The organism is Burkholderia aenigmatica, assembly GCF_048627025.1.
In the GTDB taxonomy this organism is placed as follows: Bacteria; Pseudomonadota; Gammaproteobacteria; order Burkholderiales; family Burkholderiaceae; genus Burkholderia; species Burkholderia aenigmatica.
The window spans coordinates 777,129-788,739 of sequence record NZ_CP184470.1 but is presented as its reverse complement, the minus strand read 5'-3'; the positions used below and the strand labels follow the sequence as shown (position 1 = coordinate 788,739).

The 11,611-nt window shown below is 64.5% G+C and carries 11 protein-coding genes; 7 read left to right on the top strand and 4 right to left on the bottom strand.

Annotated features, from left to right (window positions below; genetic code table 11):
• Positions 1–101 precede the first annotated feature (101 nt).
• The 6 genes from ACN8ZM_RS35970 (at position 102) to ACN8ZM_RS35945 (ending at position 6,534) form a co-directional block, all read left to right on the top strand.
• Positions 102–1,349: an MFS transporter gene (locus ACN8ZM_RS35970; protein WP_420212806.1), complete on the top strand. Its 1,248-nt coding sequence runs from the start codon at positions 102–104 to the stop codon at positions 1,347–1,349.
• A 31-nt stretch (positions 1,350–1,380) separates the two neighbouring features.
• Positions 1,381–2,868: a sulfatase-like hydrolase/transferase gene (locus ACN8ZM_RS35965; protein WP_420212805.1), complete on the top strand. Its 1,488-nt coding sequence runs from the start codon at positions 1,381–1,383 to the stop codon at positions 2,866–2,868.
• Between the two features lie 142 nt (positions 2,869–3,010).
• On the top strand, positions 3,011–4,069 hold the full coding sequence (locus ACN8ZM_RS35960) for a porin (RefSeq protein ID WP_346778546.1): 1,059 nt from the start codon (positions 3,011–3,013) through the stop codon (positions 4,067–4,069).
• Positions 4,070–4,107: 38 nt separating this feature from the next.
• On the top strand, positions 4,108–4,500 hold the full coding sequence (locus tag ACN8ZM_RS35955) for a BON domain-containing protein (protein WP_230624489.1): 393 nt from the start codon (positions 4,108–4,110) through the stop codon (positions 4,498–4,500).
• 53 nt (positions 4,501–4,553) lie between these two features.
• Positions 4,554–6,176, top strand: a complete 1,623-nt coding sequence (locus ACN8ZM_RS35950) for a sulfatase (protein WP_420212804.1) — start codon at positions 4,554–4,556, stop codon at positions 6,174–6,176.
• Between the two features lie 148 nt (positions 6,177–6,324).
• Positions 6,325–6,534 (top strand): hypothetical protein, encoded by a 210-nt coding sequence (locus tag ACN8ZM_RS35945; protein WP_420212803.1) that lies wholly within the window; start codon positions 6,325–6,327, stop codon positions 6,532–6,534.
• An 8-nt stretch (positions 6,535–6,542) separates the two neighbouring features.
• Here the strand turns inward: ACN8ZM_RS35945 and deoC are convergent, their stop codons facing one another.
• Positions 6,543–7,223, bottom strand: coding sequence for a deoxyribose-phosphate aldolase (deoC, locus tag ACN8ZM_RS35940; protein WP_043188600.1), 681 nt, complete (start codon positions 7,221–7,223; stop codon positions 6,543–6,545).
• A gap of 146 nt (positions 7,224–7,369) precedes the next feature.
• On the opposite strand from deoC, the gene deoR reads away from it, so the two are divergent.
• Complete coding sequence (deoR, locus tag ACN8ZM_RS35935) at positions 7,370–8,140, top strand: DNA-binding transcriptional repressor DeoR (protein ID WP_420212802.1); 771 nt, start codon at positions 7,370–7,372, stop codon at positions 8,138–8,140.
• A gap of 22 nt (positions 8,141–8,162) precedes the next feature.
• Here deoR and ACN8ZM_RS35930 read toward each other — a convergent pair whose 3' ends face one another.
• Genes ACN8ZM_RS35930 through rbsK form a run of 3 tightly spaced genes read right to left on the bottom strand, consistent with a single transcriptional unit; the run spans position 8,163 to position 11,559 of the window.
• Positions 8,163–9,215 (bottom strand): aldose 1-epimerase family protein, encoded by a 1,053-nt coding sequence (locus ACN8ZM_RS35930; protein WP_420212801.1) that lies wholly within the window; start codon positions 9,213–9,215, stop codon positions 8,163–8,165.
• 2 nt (positions 9,216–9,217) lie between these two features.
• The gene (fucP, locus tag ACN8ZM_RS35925; RefSeq protein ID WP_420212800.1) at positions 9,218–10,591 is read right to left on the bottom strand and encodes an L-fucose:H+ symporter permease; all 1,374 of its coding nucleotides are present in this window, start codon (positions 10,589–10,591) and stop codon (positions 9,218–9,220) included.
• A 41-nt stretch (positions 10,592–10,632) separates the two neighbouring features.
• Positions 10,633–11,559, bottom strand: coding sequence for a ribokinase (gene rbsK / locus ACN8ZM_RS35920; protein WP_420212799.1), 927 nt, complete (start codon positions 11,557–11,559; stop codon positions 10,633–10,635).
• Positions 11,560–11,611: the final 52 nt, after the last annotated feature.

The window sequence follows — 11,611 nt, the reverse complement described above, 5'->3', positions numbered from 1 at the left end:
TTCACGTACCGGGCATAGGCGGTTGACGTGGCCGCTCTGCCTTAATAATTTATCCGATTGGATATTTTTGATTGTGCCCAATCGGATGCAATGGAGACACTATGGACGAACTCGTGCTTGCGGCGGCCGGCAGGCGATCCCGCGGACATCTCGGCATTACCCTGACGCTGGCCTTCGTCGGCGTCTGGCTGGCGTTGATACCGTATCCGATGATGATCCTGCCGATGCTCGCCGAACGCATCGCGCCGATGGCCAAGGCGACCGTGCTGGCCCAGGCGATCGCCGTCGGCGCCATTGTCGGCTCGATCGCGCAACCGATCTTCGGTGTGCTGAGCGATCACACGCGCGCCCGTTGGGGCATGCGCAAGCCATGGATCTTCGGCGGCGCGGTGGCTGGCCTGGGCGCGATGGCGATTCTGGCAACGGCTCAGTCGCCGGCGCAGCTGGCGCTGGGATGGGCGTTGATGGCGCTGTCGTTCAATGCGACCTTGAGCGGTCTCAATGCGATTCTCCCGGATCAGGTGCCGCCCGAGCGGCTCGGATTTTTCTCGTCGATTGTCGGATTCACGCCGCCGATCGGCATCCTGCTGGGCGTGTGGATCGTGAGACAACTGGCGCCCGATCTCGTGTCCGTCGCCATGGTGCAAGGCGCGCTCGCCTTTGCCGCAATCGCGTGTTTTGTCGTATTTGCGAACGACCGGCGACTCGAGGAGGGGCATCTTGAACGGCTGCAATGGAAACGGCTGGCGGCCTGTTTCTGGACGAATCCGGTCAAGCACCCCGATTTTGCCGTCGCGTGGCTGTCGCGTGCCCTGGTGCTGTTCGGCGTGAGCTGCCTGCAACACTACCTGATGTTCTTTTTGCGCGACCGGATCGGCCTGTCGCAACAGGAAACGCCTCGTGCCATGTTCCTGTGCCTGCTGGTTGCCACGGCGGCCATGACGGTCAGTGCGTTGCTGATCGGGCGAGTGTCGGATCGTTTGCGTCGCCGGAAGATCTTCGTCCTCGTGGCGGGGCTGGGGATGGCGCTCGGTCTACTGGGGTTGCTGGCTTGCACGACGCTCGTGCAACTGCTGTACGTGATCGTGTGGATCGGTGTCGCGCAGGGCGCGTATCTGGCCGTCGATCTGGCGCTGGTGACCGAGGTGTTGCCCGACCCCGATGCCGCGGCAAAGGACATGGGCGTCTTCCATCTCGCGAACGTGCTGCCGCAGTTCGTCCTGTCGCTTCTCGTGACATGGCTGACGCTACCGGGAGGTGCGATCCGTTACGACACGTTGTTCGTGACGGCGAGTTGTGCGACGGCGCTCGGTGCGCTCGTCATCATCTTTGTCAAGGCGGTTCGTTGACCTCGAATGTCTCTTCATTTTCGGATATGAAATGACCAAGCAGCCCAATTTCATCGTGATTGTCGCGGATCAGCTGCGTGCTGACTGCGTGCATGCGGTGCATCCGTCAACCTCCGTCCTGACGCCGAATCTGGATCGGCTTGCGGCCGACGGGGTGGCCTTTACGCAGGCGTTCGGGCAGCACAGCGTCTGTTCGCCGTCGCGCGTGTCGTTCCTGTCGGGCCGGTATCCGCATGTGGCCGGTCATCGGACGCTCGGCCACTTGCTCGGGCCGCATGAACCCAATTTCCTGCGCGTCTTCAAGGAAAACGGCTATCACGTCGCGATGGCAGGCGGCCGTGGCGACTCGTTTGCCGCGGGCGCGACCGAGTTGTCGATGCATGAGCATGGTTTCCTGCCCGAGGAAACGCGGCGCAGCGCCGCGGAATTTCTGCGCAGCAAGACGCAGGGCGATCCGGACGACCCGATGGTGCGCGCCTTCTATCGCGGGCAGCGCTCGCAGGATCAGGCGAATGCCGAATATGACGAAGTGGTGGTCCGCACTGCGGAGCACTGGCTCAAGCATGCGCCGCGCGAACCCTGGGTGCTGTATGTCCCGCTTTTTGCCCCGCACCCTCCGTTCGAAGCGGAGGAGCCATGGTTCTCGATGTATGACCGCGAGGCGGTGCCGGAACGCGTCGGCGGAACCGGACGCATGCCGGCCTACGTCGACGCGCTGGCGAAAGCGCACGGCTGGGATCGCATGACCGACGCGCAGTGGCGGGAGCTGCGTGCCGTGTATCACGGGATGGTGTCGAGACTCGACCATCACGTCGGGCGAATCATGAATGCAGCCGGGCAGGCGACGGAGCCGGAGCGGCTGATCACCACCTTCTTCTCCGATCATGGCGAATATCTCGGCGATTTCGGCCTCGCCGAAAAATGGCCATCCGGTGTGCACGACTGCCTGCTGAGAAACCCGTTGATCGTGTCGGGCGGCTCGGCGCCGGGCGTGGCGGGCACGACTTCCGACGCGCTGGTCGAACTGATCGACGTGTTTCCGACCTTGCTGGATCTGGCCGGTCTCCAGGCCACGCACGCGCACTACGGGCGCAGCTTCGCACGGTGCCTTCGCGAGACGGGCGCGGCGCATCGCGAGAAGGTGTTCAGCGAGGGGGGCTTTCTCGTCAGCGAAGCCGATCATTTCGAGAATGCCGGTTTCCCGTACGACATCAAGGGTGTACAGCAGAAGGAACAGCCCGAGTCGGTCGGCAAGGTGGCAGTCGTTCGCACGCTTGAATGGACTTACGTGTGGCGATTGTACGAAGCGCCTGAATTGTATCGACGAACGACCGATCCGCACGAGACGACGAACCTGGCCGGCCTGCCGGAATACGCGGAGATCGAAGCCGCCATGCTCGCGTCGTTGTTGAGATGGCAAGTCGAGACCGCGGATGTTCTGCCGGCCGGCAAGGGAACCCGATTCCCGGTCGTCGATTTGCCGCGCCCCGGAGAGTGGCGCGAACAGCAGGAGCGTTGACGGCGCCGGGGCGCGGGGGGGGGGCGAAGCAGGCACCCCCGCGCCCCGCTGTCCAGGCCGGCGGCGGCATCGGCCACGCAGTTTTCCGAGTGAGATTTCATGATAATTATTTAACATAACTAATTATTAAATGGAGGAGAGTGTGCGGAAACAAGCTGTAGCGGTGATCGCCATGGTGATCTCGGGCGGGACGTACGCGCAGTCGAGCGTGACGCTGTTCGGAACGATGGGAGGCGGGGTGCGCTGGACCGATGGGGTGAAGGGCGGGCATCAGATCGGGTTCGACAGCAATTCGATTTCGGGCAACTCGTTCGGTATCCGCGGCGCGGAGGACCTGGGCGCGGGATGGCGTGCGATCTTCATGTTGCAGAGCGGATTCGTCAGCGGTACGGGCGGCATGAAATCGTCAAGTACGCTGTTTTCCCAGCGCGCGTATGTCGGGCTCGAGGGCGGATTCGGCCGGTTGATGCTGGGTCGTCAACTCAACGCTGCGGAAGATATTGGCGTTCAGCTCGATCCGAACGAGGCCAATGGCCCATCGCTTGCCACCGTGCCGGGCATTGTCTGGGGCGGCAATTTCTTCACGCTGGACGCGCGGTTCAACAATACGATCAAGTACGTTGGGCGTATCGGAGGATTCACGCTGCGTGCGAGCTATTCGCCGGGCGGTGTGGCCGGCAGCACGCTCGCCGGCACCAACTTTGCCGTCGGGACCAGCTACCAGTTTCGGACGTTGCTGCTCGCCGCCGCGTATCAGAAGTCCTACAACGCCAGTGCCTCGCAGCGGGCGGAGACGGCAATGGGCGGCGCGACATGGCAACTCGGGCCGACCCGGATGTATTTGAGCTATAGCGCGCTGACGGTTTCCGCGGCGACCGCGGCCGGGGCGGAGCGGCGCGATCATATTCCGTCGGTCGGGCTCGTCTATCGGGTAACGCCCACGCTGCAGTTTACGGGTGCGACCTATTACGACATCGCCAGCAATCTGAAAAACGTCGCCGGCGCCGACGGCCGGAAGATGACGACGTACGCGATGGTCGAATACTTTCTTTCGAAGCGCTCCGAACTCTATGTCGAATTCGACCGGAACGGGTTTTCCGGTGCGTACAAGAAAGACCCCGCAAACGTGTCGGCGTTGAATCTTCGTCCGGACGGCCGCGCGGTGACCGGTGTTTCGATCGGGATGATCACGCAATTCTAGGCACACATGCGATGTGCGGCCGGGCGCCGAGACGCGGCATGGCCGGCACATCGATACTTTGGGGAGGATGTATGCAGGTTCGAATGACGATGTGCCGGGCGGTTGTGGCCACGGTGCTGACGCTGGTGGCCGCGACCGCGGCAGCGCAGGAGCAGCAAGCGGAGCCGGCGCCTTCTTCAATGCCAGCGGCGGCGCCGACCAAGGCGCAGAAGGCGGCGGATCGCCAGTTGAGAAAGCGCGTTGCGCGCGCGCTCGGGCGAACGAAGCGGCTGGATGCGAGCCGCTTGCTGATCTTCGTGCGTGGGGGCGTCGTCACGCTCTCCGGCGATGTGATGGACGCGGAACAGGTCGCGCTGGCGATCGGTACCGCGCAGCGCGTGCCGGGTGTCGGCGAGGTGCACAACCAGCTTCGCATCCGTGCACGAAACTGACGCGCCGAACGTACAAGGAATGAGCGTTAATCCTGGAGTGAAATGAGCGAATCATGAAAGCGATTCTTGTGATGTACGACAGCCTCAATCGGCATATGCTTCCGCCATACGGCAACACATGGGTAAAGGCGCCGAATTTCCAGCGACTCGCCGAGCGGAGTGCGACGTTCGACAATTGCTATGTCGGCAGCATGGCGTGTATCCCGGCCCGCAGGGAATTGCATACCGGGCGCTACAACTTCCTGCATCGAAGCTGGGGGCCGCTCGAACCGTTCGACGATTCGATGCCGGACATGCTCCGACGCAAGGGCATCCATACGCATCTGGCCAGCGATCATCCGCATTACTGGGAAGATGGCGGCGCGACCTATCATACGCGGTACAGCAGCTGGGAATTCTTCCGCGGGCAGGAGGGCGACCCGTGGAAGGGGCAAATCCGGCGGCCGCCGATGCCGACGCGGCTCAAGGGCGCGCTGAACGAAAAGGCCGCGCGGCAGGACTTCGTCAACCGCCAGTACTACCCGACCGAAGATCTCCATCCGCAAACGCTGACTTTCGACGCAGGCGAGGCGTTCATCCGTGAAAATCACGATGCGGAGTCGTGGTTGCTTCAGATCGAGACTTTCGATCCCCATGAACCCTTCACCAGTTATCCGAAGTATCGCGATCTTTATCCTCGAAAGAACACGGACGCGCATTTCGACTGGCCGCCATACGGTCCTGTTTCCGACAACGAGACCGACGAGGACATCCGGCATGCACGAGCTGAATATGCCGCGCTCGTTTCCATGTGCGATCACTCGCTGGGCCGGGTTCTCGACCTGATGGATGAACTGAATCTGTGGCGGGACACGATGCTCATCGTGTGTACGGACCATGGATACATGCTGGGAGAACACGGCTGGTGGGCCAAGACGGCGCAACCCTGGTTCGACGAGCTTGCGCATACGCCGCTGTTCATCTGGGACCCCCGCTCCGGTCGTGCGGGCGTTCGGCGCCAGTCTCTCGTGCAGATGATCGACATCGCACCGACGCTCCTCGATTTCTTCGGCTTGCAGGCGACACCGCGCATGCAGGGCGTGGCGCTCGGGAAAACCATCGACGAGGATCTTCCGGTCCGGGAAGCGGCACTATTCGGCATGCATGGCGAACATGTCAACGTGACGGACGGGCGTTATGTGTACATGCGCTCCGGACCCGATCCGGACCGCAATGCACCGCTGTATGAATATACGTTGATGCCCACGCACATGCGGGAGATGTTCAGTGTCGAAGAACTGCAGGATATCGAGCTGGCGGGGCCGTTCCCGTTTTCGCAAGGCGTGAGCATGATGAAGATCGTCAGCCAGCCCATTGGATACTCGTATCGTGCCGGTACGCTGCTATTCGATCTTCTCGAGGATCCTGGGCAGGCGCACCCGCTGTTCGACGACGCCGTCGAGCATCGCATGGCGACGCTTGCACGCGACCTGATGCGCGCCAGCCATGCACCGGACGAGCAGTATGAGCGCCTGGGTTTGCCGGCCACGGGCCCGGTCGATTGCGATCAACTTCTCGCCCGTGCCCATGCGGATCGAGCCGAGGCGCTGCGTCTGCATCTGGCTGCCCGTGCGCAAGCGATGCGCGCTGAAGTGGAGAACCGGCGCGCCCACGCCGAAGCCGTGCCGGACCGGTGAGCGGGGCGGGATGGACGTCCGCCGTTCGTCGATGCTTGCGTGACGATGGGCATCCGTTCTGCTTGAGGGGCTTGCGGTCCGTCAGAAAGAGCGAGCCGGTCGGCGATGCACGAAGGCTTCCGGCTTGCGGTTGACCCGGTACTGTCGAATGCAAAAAAACCGCGAGGGCTTCACAGCCTTCGCGGGTTGTGTTCTTTCGGGCGAGCGTGTCGGGTCCACCGACAGCACGGATCTGCAGCCGTCATCCAGCCATCGGCGTGCGAAATCCGACGTGTCCCGGATGAGCGTATTCAGCGTCGAGATGTTCACGCTGCCGTTGCTGCCGGACGTGACGTCGTGCCGGGTAGGGGCGGCTTGAGGCGCCCGTCAATACGCCGACTCGCTGCCACCCTGATCGGTCACGATCGCCACCCCCGAACTCGTGCCGAGGCGCGTCGCGCCGGCCTCGATCATCGCGAGCGCGGCCGCGCGGTCGCGTACGCCGCCCGAGGCTTTCACGCCGAGCACGGGGCCGACCGTGCGGCGCATCAGCGCGACATCCGCGAGCGTCGCGCCGCCGTGGCCGAACCCGGTCGATGTCTTCACGAACGCGACGCCGAGATCGCGGCACATCTCGCACACGCGCACCTTCTCGTCGTCGGTCAGCAGCCCCGTTTCGAGAATCACCTTGAGCGGCACCGCGCCGCATGCGCGGTGCACGGCCTCGATATCGGCCTTCACGTCGTCGGCGCGGCCGCTCTTCAGCGCGCCGATGTTGATCACCATGTCGATCTCGCCGGCGCCCGCCGCGATCGCGGCGGTTGCTTCAAATGCCTTGGCGGCCGACAGCCCGGCGCCGAGCGGAAAGCCGACCACCGCGCACACGAGCACGCCGGTATCGGCCAGCTCGCGCGCGGCGAGCGGCACGTTCGCCGAATTCACGCAGACCGAGTAAAAGCGATGCTCGGCCGCCTGGCGGCAGAGTTCGCGGATCTGCGCGTCGCTCGCGTCGGGCGCGAGCAGCGTGTGATCGATGGTTTGAGCGAGTTGGGCGTTGGAAAGCGGCATGTTTCAGGACTCCACGGATCGCGTGCCGGAAGGGCACACGTAAAGTTGATGTTTTCACATCGGTTTGTTACAAATACGACATTCCGGCCGGGCCCGCGCGCCCGGCACGACAAGTGGCGGATGCGACAGACACGCAGGATACTGGCATGGAAACGAAGAAGGGCGAACGGATCAAGACACTGATGAACGTGCTGCAAGGGCAGAACGCGATTCATCTGAGGGAAGTCGCCGAGCTGTTCGGCGTCTCGGAAATGACGATCCGCCGCGATCTCGCGGACAATCCGCACGGCTTGAGCCTGATCGGCGGCTACGTGACGCGCCACTTCGCCGCGCAGCGCAGCGACATCGGCGAATACGTGGTCAGCGCCGAGAACAACCGGCAGACCGAGGAGAAGCGCCGCATCGGCAAGCTGGCCGCGCAGTTTGTGACGACCGGCGACACGATCTTCGTCGATTGCGGCTCGACCACGCCGTTCGTCGTCGACTTCATCCCGGACGACCTCGAATTCACTGCGATCTGCAATTCGCTGAACGTATTCGCGAAGCTGCAGCAGAAGCCGCACTGCAGTGTGATCCTGTGCGGCGGCGCGTACCACCGCAAGAACATGGTGTTCGAGTCGGTGGCCGAGACGGGCATCCTCGACACGGTGCGCGTGTCGAAGGCGTTCATCTCCGCGGCCGGCGTGAGCGATCGCTGTGGCGTGACCTGCTTCAACTTCCACGAAGTCGACGCGAAAAAGAAGGTGATGGAGCGCGCGCAGAACCGCTTCCTGCTCGTCGACCACACGAAGTTCGACGAAGTGCGCGCGGCCTATTTCGCCGAGCTGACCGACTTCAACTACGTGATCTCGGACGGGCAACTGAGCCGCCGCTACGAAACGACGATCCGCGCACACGGGATCGCGCTCGTGACCTGACGCCGCGCGGCCGCGCATCGCTTCACGCATTGCGTGCTTCCGCCGCGCTCAGGTAGCCGGTGACGACTTCGAAGCGGCGCGTCGCGCCCGGCGCGAGTGCCGCGACATGGCCTTTGCGGCGTTCGGCTTCATAACCCTCCGGCTCGCAGGTCGACGGCAGCGCGAACGCGGCGACCTGCTGGTCCGCGTTGTGCAGGATCCAGCGCGTCGCGTGGGGGAAGTGCTCGGGGCGGTAGGCGGTGTGGAAGGCGCCGCCGTCCGGGTGTTCGAGCAGGAAATGCGCGACGCCGCTTGCATCCGTTGCCACGTCGTTCATGAAGAACACGATCTCCGGGTCGTACAACGCGGGCGTATCGAGCGTGTGAAGCCGTTCCGGTTCGCGCGCGAGCGTGGCCGTGTAGTCGCGCCATGCGGCGGTCGGCTTCACGTGCGCGGGCACGCTGTCGCGCAACCGCAACCCGCCGCGCGGCAGCGACTGCACGAAACGGCCGCCCGGCACGTACGCGTAGTTCAGGTGGGCCATGTACATCAGGTCCATCGGCGTGCCGGCGAGGTTCGTCACGTCCATCGCGATCGTCATCTGCGCGGCGTGCTCGGCGAGCCGCACCGACGGGCGCGCCACATAGTGGCTGCCGAAACCCTGCACATATTCATATTCGCCGGTCACTTCGACGAACGCGCCGCGCGCATCCGCGCCGACGACCAGGCTCGCGCGATCCATCGGCGCACACGGCATCTCGCCGTGCAGCGCATGCGTGTCGTCCGGCCCCGGGCAGCCGTTGCGCAGCAGCCCGCTGTGGAACATGAAGCAGCCGTAGGTATCGATGATCGATGCCGCGCGCTTCGGCTGCCGGAACATGTGCTTCATCGTCAGGTCGCGGCCGTCGAACGCGGCGGCCCAGATCATCTGGCCGAGATACGGCAGCACGACGATGTGGCCTCGACGGTTCTCGAGCTTCAGCGCCTCGACGCCGGACGGATACGCGAACGCGGTGACGGTCAGGCCGTCGGTGCGGTACAGCGTGCGCGGCGTGTCGCGGAAGTCGTCGCGCCGCAGGTCGATTTCGCCTCGCATGCTTACGCTCCCGACGTGTTGCGCGTGGCGGCGTAGCGCGCGGACGAGCTGCCGTCGGCGGCTGCGTCGGGCGTCGCGGCCGGCAGGTGGCGCAGGCAGTAGAAGCCGTAGTAGACGATCACGACGAAGCACGCGAGCGGCACGACGAACGCGAGCTGCATGTTGCCGCCCGTGTGATCGGAGATCAGCCCCTGGATCAGCGGCACGACCGCACCACCGACGATGCTCATCACGAGGATTGAGCCGCCGTACTCGGTGTCCTTGCCGAGCCCGTCGATCGTGAGGCCGTAGATCGTCGGCCAGCACGGGCCGAGGAACACGCTCACGCCCACGGCCGCATAGACGGCGGTGATGTTGTGCACGCTGATCGTGTAGGCAAGCAGCACGATGCACAGGATGCCGTAGACGATCAGCACCTTGGCCGGGCCGACGCGCTTCATCACGAGCGTCGCGACCAGCTTGCCGACGAAGAACGCGAAGAACGTCGCGAGCAGGTAGTGCGATGCGCCGCGCTCGGTGAGGCCGCCGATCTGCATCGCGAGCCGGATCGTGAAGCTCCACACGCCGACCTGCGCGCCGACATACAGGAACTGCGCGACGATCCCCGCGACGAAGCGCCGGTTGCCGAACAGGCGCGCCAGCGTGCCGCGCGCGTCGATCCGGTGCGTGGCCACGCTGGGGCCGTTGCCCTTGCAGGCCGGGTAGGGCGTGAGCGCAAACACGATGAACACCGCCACGAGCACGACGATCAGCCATTTGTACGGCTCGAGCGTGGCCTGGATCATCGCGAGCTGGTGCACGTGGGCTTCGGTGGCCGACATCGCGGCGAGCTGCGCATGCGACGCGTCGCCTTCCTTGAAGATCAGGAAGCTGCCCATGTATACGCCGGCCATCGCGCCGAACGGATAGAACGTCTGCGAGATGTTCAGCCGCCGCGTGCTGGTCTCGCGCGGGCCCATCAGCGTCGAATACGAGTTCGACGCGGTTTCGAGGAACGACAGGCCTGCCGCGATCACGAACAGCGCGACGAGGAACATCCCGTATTTCGCCATCGACGCAGCCGGGAAGAACAGCAGGCAGCCGGTCGTGTAGAGCAGCAGGCCGACGAGGATCGTCGTCTTGTAGCTGAACTTCTTCACGACGGTCGCGGCCGGAATCGCGAGGAAGAAGTAGCCGAGATAGAACGCGGACTGCACGAACGCCGATTCGAAATCGGACAGGAAGAACGACTTCTTGAACTGCGCGATCAGCACGTCGTTCAGGTTCGCGGCGGTGCCCCACAGCGCGAACAGGCAGCACAGCAGCGTGAATGCGAAGAGCGGCGTGCGGTTCAGGTAATAGCCGTCGGGAGTGTGTTCGATTCTGGCTCGGCCCATGGGTGTCTCCTTCCCAATTGTCTCGTCGATGAAGGCGCCGTTTACATGCCGGCGTCGCGGAGGAAGCGTTCGAACGTCGCGGTGTCGGCGTACGACTTCTGCGTGCCGAGGCCCGTGACGGAATGTGCGGCGTACGCGGACGCGTAGCGCATCGCGTCGAGCGCGTCGCGCGACGCGGCGTAGCAGCGCGCGAAGCAGCCGATGTACGCATCGCCCGCGCCCGTCGTGTCGCGCGCGTCGACCGGTACGCCCGGCACGTGCCGCACGCCGTCGCGCGATACCAGCAGCGAACCGTTGCTGCCGAGCGTGACGAGCACGTGCTTCAGCCCGCGCGCGACCAGCGCTTCGGCGGCACGCGCCGCGGTGTCGCGCGAATCGACCGGCATGCCCGACACGATCGCGAGCTCGGTTTCGTTCGGTACGAAGAATTCGACGGTGCGGATCCGCTCGAAATCGAGATCGGCCACCGCGGGCGCGGGGTTCAGCAGCACGGGGATGCCGTGCCGCGCGCCGAAGTCGATCGCGTGATAGACGGTGTCGAGCTCGATCTCGAGCTGCAGCACGATCAGTGCGGATTCGGCGAGCTGCGGCGCGGCCGCGTCGATGTCGGCCGGCGTCAGGTGGCGGTTCGCGCCCTTGACGATCAGGATGCTGTTGCTCGAATCGGGTTCGACGAAGATCGGCGCGACGCCGCTCGGCACGCCGGCGACCTTGCGCACGTGCGTGGTGTCGATGCCCTCGCGCGCGAAGTTGCGGATCGTGTTGTCGGCGAAGACGTCGTCGCCGACCTTCGTGACCATCACGACGCGCGCGCCGAGGCGGGCGGCCGCGACGGCCTGGTTCGCCCCCTTGCCGCCGCAACCGAGCTCGAAATTCGGCGCTTCGAGCGTTTCGCCCCGGGCGGGCATGCGGGCGACATAGGTCACGAGGTCGACCATGTTGCTGCCGATGACGGCGATTGTCTCCATCTGCGTCTCTTCCTTGGTATGGGATGCGCCGCGCGCGTGGTCGGCGGCGGCG